17 protein-coding genes are annotated in these 17,314 nt (G+C 71.9%); 11 read left to right on the top strand and 6 right to left on the bottom strand.

Annotated features, from left to right (window positions below; all coding sequences use genetic code 11):
• Nucleotides 1-29: 29 nt before the first annotated feature.
• From AB0C03_RS09155 to AB0C03_RS09145, 3 genes are read right to left on the bottom strand one after another with little or no spacing between them, the layout of a single operon-like run.
• Nucleotides 30-884 carry a hypothetical protein gene (locus tag AB0C03_RS09155; RefSeq protein ID WP_357635709.1) on the bottom strand — a complete coding sequence of 285 codons (855 nt, stop codon included), beginning with the start codon at nt 882-884 and terminating at the stop codon, nt 30-32.
• Nucleotides 885-1,538: a SigE family RNA polymerase sigma factor gene (locus AB0C03_RS09150; protein ID WP_357635706.1), complete on the bottom strand. Its 654-nt coding sequence runs from the start codon at nt 1,536-1,538 to the stop codon at nt 885-887.
• 4 nt (nt 1,539-1,542) lie between these two features.
• On the bottom strand, nt 1,543-2,460 hold the full coding sequence (locus AB0C03_RS09145) for a hypothetical protein (protein ID WP_357635703.1): 918 nt from the start codon (nt 2,458-2,460) through the stop codon (nt 1,543-1,545).
• Between the two features lie 223 nt (nt 2,461-2,683).
• Here AB0C03_RS09145 and AB0C03_RS09140 point away from each other — a divergent pair, with 223 nt between their 5' ends.
• Nucleotides 2,684-3,265: an NADH-quinone oxidoreductase subunit B gene (locus AB0C03_RS09140; RefSeq protein ID WP_030329811.1), complete on the top strand. Its 582-nt coding sequence runs from the start codon at nt 2,684-2,686 to the stop codon at nt 3,263-3,265.
• 59 nt (nt 3,266-3,324) lie between these two features.
• On the opposite strand, the gene AB0C03_RS09135 is transcribed toward AB0C03_RS09140, so the two are convergent.
• Complete coding sequence (locus AB0C03_RS09135) at nt 3,325-4,248, bottom strand: hypothetical protein (RefSeq protein WP_030329812.1); 924 nt, start codon at nt 4,246-4,248, stop codon at nt 3,325-3,327.
• A 177-nt stretch (nt 4,249-4,425) separates the two neighbouring features.
• Between AB0C03_RS09135 and AB0C03_RS09130 the strand changes: the two genes are divergently transcribed.
• Nucleotides 4,426-5,742 (top strand): DUF2252 domain-containing protein, encoded by a 1,317-nt coding sequence (locus AB0C03_RS09130; protein ID WP_030329813.1) that lies wholly within the window; start codon nt 4,426-4,428, stop codon nt 5,740-5,742.
• 16 nt (nt 5,743-5,758) lie between these two features.
• Here the strand turns inward: AB0C03_RS09130 and AB0C03_RS09125 are convergent, their stop codons facing one another.
• Nucleotides 5,759-6,805, bottom strand: coding sequence for a glucose 1-dehydrogenase (locus tag AB0C03_RS09125; protein ID WP_030329814.1), 1,047 nt, complete (start codon nt 6,803-6,805; stop codon nt 5,759-5,761).
• Nucleotides 6,806-6,910: 105 nt separating this feature from the next.
• Here AB0C03_RS09125 and AB0C03_RS09120 point away from each other — a divergent pair, with 105 nt between their 5' ends.
• Both AB0C03_RS09120 and AB0C03_RS09115 read left to right on the top strand, forming a co-directional pair.
• Nucleotides 6,911-7,669 carry an NADH-quinone oxidoreductase subunit C gene (locus AB0C03_RS09120; protein ID WP_210861408.1) on the top strand — a complete coding sequence of 253 codons (759 nt, stop codon included), beginning with the start codon at nt 6,911-6,913 and terminating at the stop codon, nt 7,667-7,669.
• Entirely contained in the window at nt 7,669-8,631 is a 963-nt protein-coding gene (locus AB0C03_RS09115) for a complex I subunit 1/NuoH family protein (RefSeq protein WP_210861411.1), read from the top strand. The genes AB0C03_RS09120 and AB0C03_RS09115 overlap by 1 nt, the downstream gene beginning before the upstream one ends.
• Before the next feature lie 522 nt (nt 8,632-9,153).
• Here AB0C03_RS09115 and AB0C03_RS09110 read toward each other — a convergent pair.
• Nucleotides 9,154-10,173: a glutathione S-transferase family protein gene (locus tag AB0C03_RS09110; protein ID WP_030329817.1), complete on the bottom strand. Its 1,020-nt coding sequence runs from the start codon at nt 10,171-10,173 to the stop codon at nt 9,154-9,156.
• A gap of 89 nt (nt 10,174-10,262) precedes the next feature.
• Between AB0C03_RS09110 and AB0C03_RS09105 the strand changes: the two genes are divergently transcribed.
• The 7 genes from AB0C03_RS09105 (at nt 10,263) to AB0C03_RS09075 (ending at nt 17,286) form a co-directional block, all read left to right on the top strand.
• A complete protein-coding gene (locus AB0C03_RS09105; protein ID WP_030329818.1) occupies nt 10,263-10,691 on the top strand; it encodes an ester cyclase in 429 nt (142 codons plus the stop codon).
• A gap of 103 nt (nt 10,692-10,794) precedes the next feature.
• Complete coding sequence (locus AB0C03_RS09100) at nt 10,795-11,391, top strand: NuoI/complex I 23 kDa subunit family protein (protein ID WP_030329819.1); 597 nt, start codon at nt 10,795-10,797, stop codon at nt 11,389-11,391.
• A gap of 25 nt (nt 11,392-11,416) precedes the next feature.
• Nucleotides 11,417-12,010 carry an NADH-quinone oxidoreductase subunit J family protein gene (locus tag AB0C03_RS09095; RefSeq protein ID WP_030329820.1) on the top strand — a complete coding sequence of 198 codons (594 nt, stop codon included), beginning with the start codon at nt 11,417-11,419 and terminating at the stop codon, nt 12,008-12,010.
• Entirely contained in the window at nt 12,007-12,369 is a 363-nt protein-coding gene (gene nuoK / locus AB0C03_RS09090) for an NADH-quinone oxidoreductase subunit NuoK (RefSeq protein WP_357635694.1), read from the top strand. Before AB0C03_RS09095 ends, nuoK begins: the two co-directional genes overlap by 4 nt.
• Complete coding sequence (locus AB0C03_RS09085) at nt 12,366-14,297, top strand: NADH-quinone oxidoreductase subunit 5 family protein (protein ID WP_357635691.1); 1,932 nt, start codon at nt 12,366-12,368, stop codon at nt 14,295-14,297. The genes nuoK and AB0C03_RS09085 overlap by 4 nt, the downstream gene beginning before the upstream one ends.
• Nucleotides 14,294-15,802 carry a complex I subunit 4 family protein gene (locus AB0C03_RS09080; protein ID WP_357635688.1) on the top strand — a complete coding sequence of 503 codons (1,509 nt, stop codon included), beginning with the start codon at nt 14,294-14,296 and terminating at the stop codon, nt 15,800-15,802. The genes AB0C03_RS09085 and AB0C03_RS09080 overlap by 4 nt, the downstream gene beginning before the upstream one ends.
• Nucleotides 15,799-17,286 (top strand): NADH-quinone oxidoreductase subunit N, encoded by a 1,488-nt coding sequence (locus AB0C03_RS09075; RefSeq protein ID WP_357635685.1) that lies wholly within the window; start codon nt 15,799-15,801, stop codon nt 17,284-17,286. The genes AB0C03_RS09080 and AB0C03_RS09075 overlap by 4 nt, the downstream gene beginning before the upstream one ends.
• Nucleotides 17,287-17,314: the final 28 nt, after the last annotated feature.

Raw genomic sequence — 17,314 nt, 5'->3', positions numbered from 1 at the left:
GATGGAGACGGATCCGGTGGCGCGGGCGCTCAACTGGCGGGCAGCTGCAAGGTGGTAGCTGCGGTGTTGTCGCCGGGCGAACGGTCGGCCGGGAACTTTCCGCCCACGTTGGCCCGCACGGTAAGCGCGAAACCGGTGAGGGTCCGGGCCGGCCCGCCCGGGGCGATGTTCACCGTGACGGCGATCTGGTAGGAGCGGGTGCCGCCGAGGGGAATCGGCCCGTCGCCGGTACAGGTCATCGTCTTGAGGTCGTCGGTCTGGCCCTGGTGGAAGCAACCGCCGATGTTCGTGCCCTTCAGACTGATCGTCGCCTCGACGGGAAGCACCACGATCAGGTCCCCGGCGTCGTACGACCGGGTGGCGGCGTTGCCCATCGTGACGTCGAGCGTTCCGGTGTAGGCGGTGTCGGACGGCTCCAGAGTGAGGGAGCGCGGGGCGCTGATCAACAGGTCGACGTACCGGGTAGGGGTCGGCGTCGGCTTCGGCCTGGGCGTGGGGCGGGAACTGGTTGGCCGATCGGTCGGAGGGCTGGCGGAGGGCGTCGCGGTCGGCGTCGACGGACCGCTCGGCAGGGACGTGGGCGACTGGCTGGTGGGACCGGCTGCCAGACTCTCCATCTGGACCGAGGGAAAATCGGTGACCGGCGAGGGGGCGATGACATCGGTGGGCGGCGGAGCGGCCACGGGCCGAACCAGACTCACCCCGCCGACCGCGACGAGCACCGCCGCGGCGATCCCCGACGACACGAGCCGGTTGCGAAGCCGGCGGTACGCCCGCCGACGCGGCACGTCCGGATCAGGCTCGTCGACCTGCTGGAAGCCGGCGATGCTCAGCTCGTCGAAGGCAGCCGCCAGCCAATCAGCTCGCTCGTTGCGCTGCTCCATCTAGTCCGCCCTCCTTCCGGTCGGGCCGCCGTCGACGGTCGCGGGTTGTCGGCTCGAGAGTCCGGACTCCTGCTCGGCCAGACGATCGGCCAGCGTGGCCCGGGCCCGGTGCAGCCAGGACTTGACAGTGCCGGCCGCCACCCCGCAGTCCTCGGCGATCTCACTGACGGTCAGCTCGGCCAGGTAGTGCAGAACCACCGCGCGCCGTTGGTTCGCCGGCAGGGTCACCAGCGCGGCGGTGAGTGCCACCCGATCCGGACCGGGCCCGTTGACCACCTCCACCCGCTGACGGAGGCTGAACAGCCGGGCGGTGCGCAGGCGACGCCACCGGCTGACCGCGACGTTCCAGGCGACCCGACGGATCCAGGCCACCGGGTCGTCGTAGCGGGAGATTCGGTCCCAGCGGGGCCAGGCCCGGCTGAACGCCTCCTGCACCAGGTCCTGTGCCTCGTTCATGTCCCCGACGAACGCGTACAGCTGCACCACCAGTGGCTGGAAGTGACGCCGGTAGACCTCGTCGAAGCGGGGACCATCGTCGTGCGGGACCGCTCCGCTCACTTCGATGTGCAGAAGCGCGGGAGCCGTCACCGGATCGGGTGCGGCGGGGGTGCGCGGCCGCAGGAACCCCTGCGGCCGCGCCTCCATCGAGGACATTCGGTCAGCCGGCGGTGACGGCGAAGGTGGCGATGTTGTCGGCCGGGTCGACGTCGGGCAGCTGGCCGCTCCAACCAAAGTTGCCGTACAGCTGCACCGAACCGGTGCCGAGGTCACCGGGAGACACCTCGGCGGGTGCCCAGATCAGCAGGGCTATCGTTCGCTCCTCACCGGGCATGAATTTCCCGCCGGCCACCATGCAGTGCGCCGTGCAGACGTCCGCGGGTTCGGTGCCACCGATATCGACCCCACGTGGCAGAGTCGGAGCGAGCCAGTACGCGTCGTGTGCCGCGTCGCCCGCGACCCGGACGGTGATCGGCACCCGCCCGAACCAGCTGCCGTCCTCCTGCCGCGTCATGGTGGCGGAGCCGGCGCTCACGGCCGCGTCCGCGATGGTGTCCCGCACGTACGGGCGGGGGGCGCGCAGTGAGCCCGTCGTCGAGCGGAACAGCGCGGAGAAGGCTGCCGTGTCGTTCGCGGGGTTCCGGTCTCCGGTCTCGATGGCGACCTTTCCACCGGGGGTGACCATCGCGTACGGCCGGGTGGTGGTGAGCACCCGGAAGTCAACGGTGAACGTTCGCCGCTCACCCGGTTGCAACGCGCCGCCCGGCACGCCGCAGTAGATCGTCCGGGCCGGCTGTGGCACCCCGAAATTGCAGGGATCGGCGGGGTCGAGCCCGTCGAAGGCGCCAGGGACCGGTTCGGTGACCGCCAGATTGAGGTACGCCGCGTCGTGGCCGCGGTAGTTGACTGTCACCGGAAGGCTGCCCACGTACCCCCGGTCGGTCGGCTCGAGCACCAGCCGGCCGACCGAGACCGCCGTGTCGCCCGGGCCGGCGACCGCCGGCCCCGACAGACCGGTCAGCGCGACCCCCGCGCCCAGGACACCGGCCAGCAGCCGGCGGGTGATGGTTCTGGTCATTCGTGTCTCCCCGTTCCCCGTAGTACCGCCCCATGGCTCCGGTGGCGGTGATGCGAGCAAGACACCCGACGGGCCCCGCAACGGTTGCAGGCCTCGCGCCCGTCGGGTTGTCAGGTGCGTGACAGGCTGCGGGGCTGTGCGAACCAAGGGATCGTGACCGGCCCCAACGGGTACCCGCCGGAGCTGTGATTGACTGTTCGACGGGGGTAGGAGGGAGGCGGTCGTGCAGCTGCCGGCAGTGCTCGGTGAGCCGATCCGGTTCGTGCTGAACTGGGGGCGCCGCTACTCGCTCTGGGTGTTCAACTTCGGTCTGGCCTGCTGCGCGATCGAGTTCATCGCCACCAGCATGGGTCGGCACGACTTCATCCGGCTCGGCGTGATCCCGTTCGCCCACGGCCCCCGCCAAGCCGACCTGATGGTGGTCTCCGGCACGGTGACCGACAAGATGGCGCCGGCGATCAAGCGGCTCTACGACCAGATGCCCGAGCCGAAGTACGTCATCTCGTTCGGCGCCTGCTCCAACTGCGGCGGCCCCTACTGGGACTCGTACTCGGTGACCAAGGGTGTCGACCAGATCATCCCGGTCGACGTGTACGTGCCCGGCTGCCCGCCCCGGCCGGAGGCGCTCCTGCACGGCATCCTGCGCCTGCAGGAGAAGATCGCCGCCGAGCAGTCCGGCATCGGGGGTGTGCCGCAGCGGGACGTGCTGGCCGCGCCGCTGGACGCCCCGCCCCGCGAGGCCGCCGCACCGCGCTCGGTCGACTCGCTCACCGCCGCCCCGGTACGCCCACCCGCCGGGAGCTGACGGCGGTCAGCCACCACCCGGAACTGGTCCGGGCGGCGGCCGACCGTCGCACCGTCAGGTCAGCTGGCTGCCACGGCCAGGTTGAACGTGACGGTGTTGTCGCTCGGGTCGACGTCTGGCACCGTCTCGTTCCAGTAGTGGGTGGCCAGCGCCACGGTGATCGGGGTCGACTCGTCCGCCGGGTCGGTCGGTCGGCTGATGAACAGCGCCACGTCTCGCTCCTCACCCTGCATCAGCAGCCCGCCCGGCACGAAAGCCTGGGAGCCGTACACCGGGCCGTCGAAAGGTTCGGTGAAGAGGATCATCGACCCGGCGGGCAGCTGTGCGGCGGTGAGTGAGTTGCCGAGCTGGCGGGCGTCACCGGCGTACCGGACCCGGAGCGGCACCCGCCGGGTGTTCTCGGGGCCGTCGGTCACCGGCCCGATCACCTGGACGGACGCGTTCGCCTGGGTGTCCTGCACGTACGTCTGCGGGCGGGCGAGCTTGCCGTCGAGGGAGCGGAACTGCGCGCTGAACGGAACGGTGCCCAGCGATCCGGTTTCGTACGAGTAGGCGGTGACCAGGCCGCCCGCCGCGATCATCGGGTAGCTCCGGGGGGTGGTCAGCACCTGGAATTCGACAGTTGCCCGGCGGGACTCACCCGGGGCCAGGTCGTTGCCACGCGGCAGGGCGCAGGTGCGGACCAACAGCCCTTCCTCCACGCCGTCGGATTCGCAGCGTGACTCCGCACCCCCGGAGAATGAGCCCGCCACCGCCTCCCGGATCTGGAAGTAGAAGCCCTGGGTGCTGTCGCTGTTGTTGGTGATCGTCACCCGAAGGCTGCCCCGGTAGCCGCGTTCGGTCGGTTCGAGCACCAGCCGGCTCAGCGAGAAGGTGGGCGCATCCGCCGCGGCCGGTGCGGCCGTGGCCGGTACGGCCCAGCCGATCGTCGCGGTCAGGCCGAGCAGTGCGGCGGTGAGCAGGGTCCCCGTTTTTCGGTACATGTATCTGGTCCTCCAAGGTCGACGCCCGGCGAGGGGACCTGCCGCCGCCCGTGGCGACGACACGATCGACGGACGTAACCGTGGAATCCGGGCCCCCGCTCCGTGACCCAGACAGCATCATCGATGGCCGGGTCGTTCGCCACCCCGTTGTGGACCCGCCGCACTAGCCTGCGCAGTATGAGCAGCTCAGCTGACCAGCGCTCCGCCCACATCGTCGACGTGCTCACCGAGGAGTTCGGCGCGTCGATGGCGATCGACCCGGCCGCCTTCCGCCGCAAGTTCCGCAAGATGGCGGCTTCGCCGTTCGCGTTCTACCGGGGCAGCGCCGCGCTGTTCTACGCCGACCAGCTCGGCGACTTCGCCGATGACAGGTATCTCGACGAGCGGACCAGCCGGGTGTGGATCCACGGTGACCTGCACGCGGAGAACTTCGGCACCTACATGAACGCCTCCGGGCAGCTGGTGTTCAACGTCAACGACTTCGACGAGGCGTACGTCGGGCCGTTCACCTGGGACCTGCGCCGGCTGGCGGCCAGCGTGGCGCTGCTCGGCTACGGCAAGGCGCTCTCCGACACCGCGATCGGGGAGTTGGTGGCCGGCTTCGCCAGGTCGTACCTGACCGAACTGCGGGCCATCGCCGCCGGCGGTGACGACGCGATCGGTTCGATCACGCTGGACAACGCCGACGGGGTGCTGCGCCGGGTGCTGCAGCGGGCCCGGCTCAACACCCGCGTCGACCTGCTCGCCGCGCAGACCACCATCGACAACTACGAGCGACGCTTCTCCATCGGCGACGGGGTCTTCGAGATCGACGCCGCCACCCGGGACCTGGTCAGCGCCGCCTTCCACGACTATTTGGGCACCCTGCCGGCCGCCTCGACGCAGCTCCGCCCGGTGGCGGCCCGGATCAAGGACGTGGTGCTGCGCAAGGGGGTGGGCATCGGCTCGGCCGGGCTGCCGTCGTACAACCTGCTGCTGGAGGGGCACACCCAGGCGCTGGAGAACGACGTCGTCATCTACATGAAGCAGGCGCAGGTCCCGGCCGTGGCGCGGTACGTCACCGACGAGTCGGTCCGCGGCTACTTCCAGCACCAGGGGCACCGGACCGCCGAGTCGCAGCGGGCGTTGCAGGCGCACGCCGACCCGTGGTTGGGCTTCACCGAGCTGAACGGGGCCGGTCAGCTCGTCGCCGAGGTCTCCCCGTACGCCGCCGACCTGGACTGGTCGGACGTGAACGAGCCGGAGGAACTGACCGGGGTGCTCGTCGACCTGGGTCGGGCGGTGGCCCGGATGCACTCGGTGGCCGACGACGAGTCCAGCCACGACCTGGTGGACTACTCCACCGAGGAGGCCATCGTCGCGGCGGTGGACGCCGACGAGGCGGGCTTCGTCGACCACCTGGTGGACTTCGCGCACGCGTACGGGGTGCGTGCCCGCCAGGACCACCAGCTCTTCGTCGACCTGTTCCGCAACGGGCGCCTGCCGGGCATCTGATCGGGCGCGGCGTCGCTCAGGAGGCGAACTCCAGCACCACCTTGATGTCGTCCGGCCCGGGGGTGTACGCGTCGGCGTACCGGTTCACCGGCACCCGCCGGGTGATCAGTGACTCGAGCCAGACCTGGTCGGCGCGGGCGAGCGCCTGCGCGGCCATGTTCCAGTGCCGCCGGTTCGCGTTCACCGAGCCGAACACCACGTTGTTCTCCAGCACCAGGGACCGGTTGAGCGCCCCGGCGTCGAAGTCGATGATCCGACCACCGCTGGACACCCCGGCCAGGCAGACGATCCCGGTCGGGCCCGCCTTGCACATGACGTCGAGCACCACTGTGGGCGCGCCGGTGCACTCGATCACCACGTCCGGTTCGAAGGGCAGGTCGTTGACCGGCACCGCGTGGTAGGTGGCGCCGAGCCCGGCGACCAGCTCCGGCTTCGGCCCATCGGTGGCCCGGTCCAGCACGTGCACGGCGAGCCCACGTTGGGTGCCGAGCAACGCGGCCAGCAACCCGATCGGCCCGGCCCCGGTGACCAGGACGGTCTGCGGCTGCCACTCGGCCCGGTGCCCGATCCGCTCGATGTGGTCCCACGCCTTCGCCACCACACTTGTCGGCTCCAGCAGCACCCCGACCTGGGCCAGCGCCGGGTCGAGCTTGACCGCGAACTGGGGTTCGATCCGCCACCTGTCGCGGGCGAACCCGGGTAGCGCCTTGATGCCGTGCTCGGTGTACTGGCCGTTGCGACACATGTCCCACTCGCCGACCGCGCAGTTCGGGCAGGGCACCGGGTCGGGATGCCGGACGATCCCGGCCACCAGGTCGCCGGGTTGCACGGTTCCGCTCGGGTCCTCGATCACCCGTCCCAGTGACTCGTGCCCGATGATCAGGCGGTCCGCGCCCGGCGGCGCATCGCCGTACTCCCCGGCGATGATCTCGTGGTCGGTGCCGCAGATCCCCACCGCCAGCGCCTCCACGAGGACAGCGCCCTCCTCGGCAGGCGGTTCCGGCTGATCCTCGACGAGGCTCAGCGAGTTGGCGACCCCGGGTCTCACCGTCACAGCGCGCACGCCCTCATCTTTCCCCGCCGGGACGTGCACCGCGTCCAAAGCCGCGAGATCGGCTGGCGTCGGCGGCGGGCAGGTGCGGGCCCGGCCGGCACTAGGATCAGCGGCATGACTCCCGAAGAGGTCGGCGCTCGACTGGTCGCGCTGCTCGCGCCGGTCGCGGTGACCCCGTCGGTCTCCGGCGGGCAACGGTTCGCCCGGGCCACCGTCGACGTACCTCCGGCGAGCTGGCTGGCCGCGGTGTCCGCCGCCCGTGACGACACTGAGCTGGCCTGCGACTTCTTCGACTGGCTCTCCGCCGTCGACGAGTTGGCCGACGGCTTCGACGTGGTGGCGCACCTCTGGTCGAGCCGACTGCGCCACGGGGTGCTGCTGCGTACCCGGGTGCCGCGCGACGCACCCACCGTCGACTCGGTGGTCGACGTCTACCCCGGTGCCGCCTGGCACGAGCGGGAGACGCACGAGATGTTCGGCATCGACTTCGCGGGCCACGGGGAGTTGCTGCCGCTGCTGTTGCCCCCGGAGTTCGAGGGGCATCCGCTGCGTAAGGAGTTCGTGCTCGCTTCCCGGGTGGCGAAACCGTGGCCGGGTGCGAAGGAACCGGGCGAGTCCGAGGCCGGCGGAGGACGCCGACCGATCCGTCCGCCGGGCGTTCCCGCTCCGGGCGAGTGGGGGCCCACGCCCACCCCGGCTGGCGCCGGTGGTGTGGGGGAGGGCCCGCGTGGCGGCACCCCGGCCAGACCGGCCGGTGAGCGCCCGGCCCGGCCCGCCCCGGGGGCCCGTCCGGCGCGTACTCCCCGGCCTGCCGGCACCGCCGACGCCCCGGCTCCCGCCGACCGCAGCGACCACGACGGGGGTACGCCCTGATGCCGCTCTGGGTGGAGTTGGTGCTCCGGATCGGCGGCGTGGTGGTCGCGTTCCTCACCCTGCCGTTGCTCGTCGGCCAGGCCGAGCACAAGGTGATGGCGCACATGCAGGGCCGGCTCGGCCCGATGTACGCGGGCGGCTTCCACGGTTGGGCGCAGCTCGTGGCCGACGGGGTCAAGTTCGTGCAGAAGGAGGACATCACGCCGCGCGAGGCGGACCGGGCGGTGTTCCGGCTGGCGCCGGCGGTGGCCCTGGTGCCCTACCTGCTCGTGCTGCTGGTCATTCCGCTCGGCCCGGACGACCTGGTCGGGCAACCGTTGGACATCGGCCTCTTCTTCGTGCTGGCGGTGGTCGGCGTCGGTGTGGTGGCGGTGCTGATGTCGGCGTGGGCGTCGGCCAACAAGTACAGCCTGCTCGGCGGCCTGCGCGGGGCGGCCCAGTTGCTCGGTTACGAGCTGCCGCTGGTGCTGGCCGCCGCGTCGGTGGCGATGGCCGCCGGCACGCTCAGCCTGTCGGGAATCGTCGAGGCCTGGCAGCCGTGGTGGCTGCTCTGGCAGGCACCCGCGATGATCATTTTCTTCGTCGCCGGGCTGGCCGAGATCCGTCGGCCGCCGTTCGACATGCCGGTGGCCGACTCGGAGCTGGTCTTCGGCTACATGACCGAGTACACCGGTCTGCGGTTCGCGTTCTTCCTGCTCGCCGAGTACGTCGGCATCGTGGTGATCGCCGCGCTGACCACTGTGCTGTTCCTCGGCGGTTGGCAGGGCCCGTTCGCCGATGACCAGCTCGGCTGGCTGTGGACGCTACTCAAGATCTTCGCGGTCTCCTTCGTGATCATCTGGCTCCGGGTGTCCTACCCCCGGCTCCGCGAGGACCAGCTGCAACGCCTCTGCTGGCTGGTGCTGGTCCCCGCGTCCCTGGCTCAGCTGGTCCTCACCGCGGCCGTCCGCATCGCCCTCTGACCTAGCGCGGCAGTGCCTGGTCTCCGCGCGGCACTGCCCGGCCCTCGCGCGCCGGGTGATCGCGCTCGATCCTGGTTGCAGTGGTGTCGGTCGGCGCGGACAACCACTACATCAGTGATCGAGCGCGATCATCCTGCGCGAGTCGGGCCGGATCGCTCGACGCGGCGCTCTGAGGTGGTCCCGAGAGCCGCTTTCGAGCTGATGTCGTAGACGAATCGTTCGCTGCGGCTGCGGCTGCGGCTGCGGCGGCCGAGATACCGCCCGATGTCACAAACGATTCAGCTCGAAAGCGTCCTTAGCCCAATCCCCGCCCAGGCCCAAGACTGGCGAGCCCGGCCGCCCTCACGTCCCACGCCTGACGACCCCACGCCCCACGCCCGACCCCCGACCGCCGAAGATCCGCGCAACTTCCCCGATGTTGCTGCCTCCGGCAGGCGGGAGACACCAACATCCCTGATGTTGCGCGGATCTTGACGACGAGCCGGGGCGACGAGCGACGAGCCGGGCGGCGAGGTGGGCCGCTCAGCGCAGCGGGGTGTGCGCGGGGTCCACCGGCTCGGCCGGGGGTGGTGGCGGGGTGCCGTCGCCGAAGGGGCGGCCACCGAGCGTTTCCCGGCCGTGCGGGGTGAGCCAGTTGGACAGGTCGGGGCCGAGCGGAACGATGCCGGTCGGGTTGATGTCGCGGTGCACCTCGTAGTAGTGCCGCTTGATGTGGTCGAAGTCGATGGTGTCGCCGAACCCGGGGGTCTGGAACAGGTCCCGGGCGTACGCCCACAGCACCGGCATCTCACTCAGCTTCTGCCGGTTGCACTTGAAGTGGCCGTGGTAGACCGGGTCGAAGCGGACCAGCGTGGTGAACAGCCGCACGTCGGCTTCGGTGATGGTGTCGCCGACCAGGTAACGCTGGTCGGTCAACCGCTCGGTGAGCCAGTCCAGCCGGTCGAAGAGCTGGTGGTACGCCTTGTCGTACGCCTCCTGGCTGCCGGCGAACCCGCACCGGTAGACGCCGTTGTTGACGTCCCGGAACACCACGGCGTTGACCTCGTCGATCTGCTCCCGCAGGTGCTCGGGGTAGAGCTGCGGGGCACCCTCGCGGTGGTACGCCCCCCACTGCGTGGACAGGTCCAGGCTCATCTGCGCGTAGTCGTTGGTCACCACCTGCCCGGTCGGCACGTCCACGATCGCCGGCACGGTGATGCCGCGCTCGTAGCCGGGGAAGCGCTTGAAGTACGCCTCCTGGATGCGCTCGATGCCGAGCACCGGGTCCCGCCCGTCCGGGTCGAGGTCGAAGGTCCAGCTCCGGGCGTCGTGGGTCGGGCCGGCGACCGCCATCGAGATGGCGTCCTCCAGGCCGAGCAACCGCCGCACGATGATCAGCCGGTTGGCCCACGGGCAGGCCCGGCTGACCGCCAGCCGGTACCGGCCCGGCTCGACCGGGTATCCGTCGCGCCCGTCCTCGGTGATCCGGGTGGCGATGTACCGCTGGTCGCGGGTGAATTCGCCGCCCGGCTCGACGTACTTGCCGCCTTTTTCCTCGCCCACGTCAGCCTCCCGGTCGTGTTGCTGCCCTGCACCCCATCCTTACCGATCTCCGACCGATCGACGCGGTGAGCCCGGATACCCTCGCCGGCATGACGGATGTGGAGGCGGCGGCCCGGCGGTTCATCACCGATGTGTGGAACGCCCGCCGAGAGGAGTCGGCGTACGAGTTGGTGGCCGAGGAATGCCCGGGGCTGGGCGGCACCGGCCCGGAGGCGACGTTGGCCTGGCATCGCGAGCGCCGCGCGGCCTTCCCCGACCTGCGCTACAAGATCGTCGACGTGGTCGCGGCCGGTGAGCGGGTGGCCGTGCACTGGCGGGCCGCCGGCACCCACGTCGGGCAGTTCGGGCCGGTGCCGCCGACCGGGCAGGTGGTCAGCTACTCGGGGGCGACGTTCCTGCGCTTCGACCCGGCGGGCCGGATCGTCGAGGTGTGGAGCTGCAACGAGCTGTTCCAACTGCTGCAACAACTCGGTGTCGAGATGCTCCCACCGGCAGCCGTCGGCGGACCCGGGGCGTGATCCGGTTGATCCGCAGCTGACCGTGCTCCTCGGGTGAGCCCTCCGTTCGTGGACCTGTGGGTGGTGGTCGCGCGCGCCGGGGCCACAGGGCAGGATGGTCGACATGAGCGACCCCAGCGAGCGTGGTGACACCAGCGAACGCGGCCTTCCCGGCGCGGGCCTGGTGAAGGGGCTGGCGGTCACCCTCAAGACGATGACCAGCCGTTCGACCACCCAGCAGTACCCGGACACCGCTCCCGACCTGCCGCCGCGCTCGCGCGGTGTGATCGCGTTGTCCGAGGAGAACTGCACGGTCTGCATGCTCTGCGCCCGCGAGTGTCCGGACTGGTGCATCTACATCGACTCGCACAAGGAGGAGGTGGCGGTGCCCGGCGCCGCCCGCCCCCGCCAGCGCAACGTGCTCGACAAGTTCGACATCGACTTCTCGCTCTGCATGTACTGCGGCATCTGCATCGAGGTCTGCCCGTTCGACGCGCTCTACTGGTCGCCGGAGTTCGAGTACGCCGAGTACGACATCAAGGACCTGCTGCACGACAAGGACCACCTCGGTCAGTGGATGGCCACCGTTCCGCCGCCGCCCGCGCACGACCCGAACGGCGAGCCGGCCAAGGAGGAGACCTCCGCCGCGCGCAAGGCCGCCGCCGCACGTCCCGCTCCGCCAGCGGTACGCCCCGACGCCGACCAGGACCCGGCGTCGTGACCGCCCGAGCTGCAGGGGCGGCCCGGTGACCGGCGCGGATGTGCTGCTGCTCGCCCTCGGTGCGGTGGCGGTCGGCGCCGGCGTGCTGGTGGTGACCACGAAACACCTCGTCCGGGCCGGGCTCTACCTGGTGGTGTGCCTGGGCGCGTTGGCCGGTGACTTCCTGGTGCTCAGCGCCGAGTTGGTGGCCTGGGTGCAGGTGCTGATCTATGTGGGCGCGGTGGTGGTCCTGCTGCTGTTCGCGGTGATGCTGACCCGGGCTCCGATCGGCGCCTCCGACGACCTGGACCGGCCCGGCTGGCCGGCCGCGCTGATCGGTGGCGGCGCCGGGCTGGGGCTGACCGTCCTGCTGGTCGACGCGTACCGCTGGAGCACCGTCACGCTGCCGCCCGCCGGCACCGCCGAGCGGCTGGGTGAGCAGATCTTCCAGTCCTGGGTGTTGCCGTTCGAGGTGCTCTCGGTGCTGCTGCTCTCCGCCCTGGTGGGCGCGATCGTGCTGTCCCGGCCGGACATCGGCCGCGCCGGCCCGCCCGGCGACGGCCGGGCAGGCCGCGCCGGCCCGCCCGGCGACGGCCGGGCAGCCGACCTGGTCGACAGCGAGCCCGGGGGGCGCCGGTGAGGCCGGTCATCCCGTACGTCACCGCCGCGCTGCTGTTCGGCCTCGGCGTGTACGGCGTGCTGCGTCGCCGCAACGCGGTGCTGGTGCTGATGTCCGTCGAGTTGATGCTCAACGCGGTCAACCTGATCCTGGTCACCGCGGACACCACCGCCCGCGCCGTGCTCCCGCACTCGGGGCAGGTCTTCGCCCTGTTCGTCATCGTCCTCGCCGCCGCGGAGATCGGGGTGGGGCTGGCGATCGTCCTTCAGCTCTACCGGCTGCGCGCGACCGCCGCCGTGGATGACGTGCCGTTGACCGAGCCGTCGCCGCCGGTCGGTGGGTGCGAGCCGGCCGTCCTGGATTCGGAGGCGGGCCGGTGAGCGGGCTGCTCGGGGCGCTGCTGCCCGCCGTACCGCTGGTCGCCGGGCTGCTCGGCCTGTTGCTCCCCGCCGCCTCCCGGCGCGAGAACGCGACCGGCGGCGACCGGGCCCGGGCGGCGGCCGTGACGCTCGGCGTGACCGGTGCGGCCGGCGCGTTGGCGCTGGCCGTCGCGCTGCTGCTCACCGTCGACCGGCCGACGGAGACGTCGGCCACCTGGGTCGACTTCGGCGGGCTGGCGGTGACTCTCGGCGTACGGCTGGACGGCGCCGCCGCGCTGGTCGCGGTGGCGGTCACCGCTGTCGCCCTGGCCGTGCAGGTCTACTCGATCGGCTACCTGCGGCGCGGCCCGCACGACGATGTCGACGTCGATCACCGCTACCCGCCCTACGCCGCCCAGATCAGCCTCTTCACCGGTGCCATGTTGCTGGTGGTGGTCGCCGGCGACCTGATCATGTTGTTGGTCGGCTGGGAGGTGATGGGCCTCTGCTCGTACCTGCTCATCGCCCACGACCGCCGACTGGCCGGCGCGCCCGCCGCCGCCATGAAGGCGTTCCTGGTGACCCGGGTGGGTGACGTCGGGTTCCTGCTCGGCATCGCGCTGCTGGGTGTGTCGACGGGCAGCTTCCGGATCGCCGACGTGCTCGCCCACGACCACTCCGGCGCGACGTTGACCGCCGCAGGCCTGCTGCTGCTCGCCGGTGTGGCCGGCAAGAGCGCGCAGTTCCCGCTGCACACCTGGCTGCCGGACGCGATGGCCGGTCCGACCCCGATCTCCGCGCTGATCCACGCCGCGACGATGGTCGCCGCCGGGGTGTACGCGGTGGCCCGGCTCTACCCGCTGTTCACGGCTGCGCCGGTGACGCTGACAGTGCTGGGGGTGCTCGGCGCGATCACGCTGCTGCTCGGCGCGCTCGCCGCCACCGCCCAGGACGACATCAAACGCGTGCTGGCCTGGTCGACAGTGTCCCAGTTGGGCTACATGACCGGGGCGCTGGCGGTCGGCTCACCGTCGGCCGCGTTGTTCCATCTGCTCACCCATGCCGCCTTCAAGGCGCTGCTGTTCCTCGCCGCCGGCGTCGTGATCCACGCCGTCGGCACCACCCTGATGTCGGAGATGGGCGGGCTGCGGCGCAGCATGCCGGTGACGTTCTGGTGCACTGTGGTGGGCCTGGGTGCGCTGGCCGGAGTGCCGCCGTTGGCCGGTTTCTGGAGCAAGGACGGCGTACTGACGGTCGCCGAGTCGGCGGCGTTGGAGGGCACCGGCCCGGCGCCGTCCTGGGTGGGCTGGATCGTCTGGGTCGCCGGGCTGATCGGCGTTGCCGTCACCGCCTGGTACGCCGGCCGGCTGCTGCTGCGCGCCTTCTTCGGCGATGCGCGCCTGCCCCTGGTTCGGCCGCACGACCCGCCGGCGGTGCTGCGCTGGCCGGTGGTGCTGCTGGCCGTGCCGGCCGCGCTGCTCGGTCTGGCCGGGTTCGTCGGGGCGTTCGCCGACCGCCTGCGGTTCCCCACCGTCCCGGTGGCGGGTTCCGAGGACGGCCTGGTCCACCTGGGTTCGGGGGTGCTGCTGCCGCTCGCGTTCCTGCTGCTCGGCGCCGGGCTGGTGACGCTGGGCTGGCGTCGTGACCGGGCCGCCGACCCGGCCGCCGCGCTGGGTCCGCTGCGGCCGGTCTTCGCCAGCGCGTTCCGGCTCGACGACGTCCAGCACACCCTTGTCGTACGCCCCGTGCGCGCACTGGCCCGTGTCGTGCGCACCGGTGACGAGGTGCTGGTGGACGGTGCTGTCGAGGGCAGTGGCCGAGCCGCGTCGGGTCTGGGTGCGGGGCTGGCCGCGCTGCACCGCGCGGCGCTGCCCCGAGCCGCCGCCGGTGTGCTGGCCGGCGCGCTGCTCATCGGCCTGGCCGCTGCGGTCATTGGAGGAACCCGATGAGTGTCGGGCAGGGGTTGCTGGTCGCGGTGCTGGCGCTGCCGGCGCTGGGCGCGGTCGCGGTGGCGGCAACGCCCCGGGACCGGGCAGCCCGCCTGGTCGGCACGATCGCAGCGGCGTTGACCCTGCTGGCGGCGGTGCCGCTGGTGTTCGGCGGTCGAGGTTGGGTCGCCTGGTCGGCTGGCGCTCCGGCGGTGCGCCCGTGGCACCAACTGGATCTGCCGTGGGTGCCTGGCCTGGAGTTGCGCTTCCACCTCGGCGTCGACGGCATCTCCTGGCCGCTGGTGGTGTTGACGGCGCTACTCACGCTGCTCTGCTGCGCGTACACGATGTGGCGGGTGCCCGGCGGCGGCAGCGGCCGGGCGTTGGTCGCGCTGCTGCTGGTGGTCGAGGTGGGCATCCTGGGCACCTTCCTCGCCCTGGACCTGGTGCTGTTCTTCCTCTTCTTCGAGGTCGTCCTGCTGCCGATGTACGCGATCATCGCTGGCTGGGGTGGCGCGGACCGGCGTCGGGCCGCCCGGAAGTTCGCCCTCTACACACTGTTCGGGTCGGTGCTGCTGCTGGTCGGCGTGTACGTCGTGGTCGCCGCCGCCGGCACCGCCGACCTGGTGACGCTGACCGGTGGGGCGGGGTTGTCCAGGGGCACCCAGTTGGCCGCGTTCACGCTGTTGGCGTTGGCTTTCGCGGTGAAGAGCCCGCTGTGGCCGCTGCACTCCTGGCTGCCCGACGCGCACACACAGGCACCCACCGTGGGCAGTGTCGTGTTGGCCGGTGTGCTGCTCAAGATGGGCACGTACGGTCTGATCCGGGTCGCGGTCGGGGTGGCGCCGGAGGGTGCCCGCTGGGCGGCGCCGGTGCTCGGCGTGCTGGCCGTCGCCGCGACCCTGATCGGTTCGCTGGTCTGCCTGGCCCAGTCGGACGTGAAGCGGCTCATCGCGTACTCCAGCGTGGGGCACATGGGTTTCGTACTGCTCGGCGTCGCCACGCTGACCGCCACCGGCATCCAGGCGGCGTTGATCGGCAACGTCGCGCACGGCGTGATCACCGGCCTGCTGTTCTTCCTGGCCGGGGCGGTGAAGGACCGTACCGGCACGGGTGCGCTCGCGGAGCTGTCCGGGCTGCGGGAGACCGCGCCCCGGTTGGCGGGTCTGCTCGCGTTCGCGGCGATCGCGTCGCTGGGCCTGCCCGGGTTGGCCGGCTTCTGGGGTGAGGCGTTCGCGGTGGTCGCCGCACTGCAGGTGGGCGGCCCGCTCTGGACCACCCTCGGGGTGCTGGCGGCGGTCGGTGGGGCGCTCACCGCCGCGTACTTCCTGCGGTTGCTGCGCCAGGTCACCCACAACCGACCGAGCCCCGCCGTCGGGCAGGTCGGCGCCGGCCTGGCCGGGGCGGAGTTGACCGCCTGGGTGCCACTGGTGCTGCTCGCGTTGGCCATCGGGCTGGCGCCGACACTGGTCCTCGGTGTCGCCGAGGCCCCCGTCGACGCCCTCATCGGGGTGGTCAAGCCATGAACGTCGTGCAGAGTGTGGACAGCGTCGCGCTGCTTCCGGCCTACCTGGCCGCCGGCACGGCCGTGCTCGTCCTCATCACCGACCTGCTCGTGGCGCGGCCACGGGCCACCATCGCGGTGGCCGCGCTCGGCGCGCTCGGCACCGCCGTCGCTTCCGCGCTGGTCGGGGCGGGTGCCGAGCGGCGCACGTTCTGCGTGGGCGCCGACTGCTCATGGATCTTCGGCGGTCGCGCGGCACTGGTCGGCGCGGTGGTCGCACTGCTGACGCTGGGTGTGCTCGGGCTGTCGGTGCCCGCGCTGCGGGCCGGGCGGTCACCGGTCGGGGAGTACGCCTTCCTGCTGGCCTGCTCGATGACCGGCGGCGTGGTGCTCGGCGCGGCCGGTGACCTGATCACGCTCATCGTCGCCCTGGAGACGTTGACCCTGCCGCTGTACGTGCTGGTCGGCCTGCGTCGGGGGAGCCTCGCCAGCGCCGAGGCGGCGTTGACCTTCTTCGTGGTCAGCGTGGTGGCGACGACGCTGACCCTGCTCGGCGCGGCGCTGCTGTACGCGGTGACCGGCGGGCTGCACCTGGACCGGCTCGGCGGTTTGCTCGCCGAGCAGCCTGCGCTGCGGGACCTGCCGTTGACCAGCGCCGCGGTGGCGGTGCTGTTGGTCGGGTTGGCGTTCAAGGTGGCGGCGGTGCCGTTCCACGCCTGGGCGCCGGCCACCTACGACGGCGCGCCGCTGCCGGTGGCCGCGTACCTGTCCACCGCGTCGAAGCTGGGCGGCCTGATCGCCCTGCTCGCCGTGGTGCAGCGGGCGTTGCCCGCCGACCAGACCGGCCCGGTGCTCGCGGTGCTCGCGGTGCTCACCATGACCGTGGGCAACCTGGTGGCGCTGCGTCAGCGGCGGACCGTCCGGCTGCTCGCCTGGTCGTCAGTCGCGCAGGCCGGCTACATCCTCGCCCCGCTGGGAGCATTGGCGATGGCCGCCGGGCGCACCGACGAGGCGCGGTCCGCCGCGTACGCGGCCGCCGTGGCGTACGCCGTCTTCTTCGTGGTGTTGGAGCTTGCCGCCTTCGCCGGGTTGACGGCCCTGCGGCCGGCGGGCGCGGACGGCGGCACGGTGGACGACCTGCGCGGCGCGGCCCGCCGGCATCCGTGGCGGGCTGCGGCGTTCGGTCTCGCGCTGGTGGGTCTGGCCGGTCTGCCGCCGGGGCTGGCCGGCCTGTTCGCGAAGGTGACAGTGGTCCGGGCGCTGTTGGACGGTGGCGCGGCGTGGCTGGCGCTGGTGGTGGCGCTGAACGCCGTGATCGGCCTCGCCTACTACCTGCGGGTGGCCGCCGCGCTGTGGGCACCGACGCCCCTCGCCGCCCCGAACGTCGGGGGCGCTGCGGCCGTACCCGTGGTGGGTGTGGTGGCGGTGGTGCTGGCGGTGGCGACGGTGGCCGCCGTGGTGCTGGGTGTCGCCCCGCAACTGGTGCTCGACCTGGCCGGCCGTTGACCTGACCTGCGACTTCGGTCTCAGTGAA

The organism is Micromonospora parva (assembly GCF_040649675.1).
Classification (GTDB): Bacteria; Actinomycetota; Actinomycetes; order Mycobacteriales; family Micromonosporaceae; genus Micromonospora; species Micromonospora parva.
The sequence above is the reverse complement of the archived record's forward strand: the minus strand, read 5'-3'. Positions and strand labels throughout refer to the sequence as shown.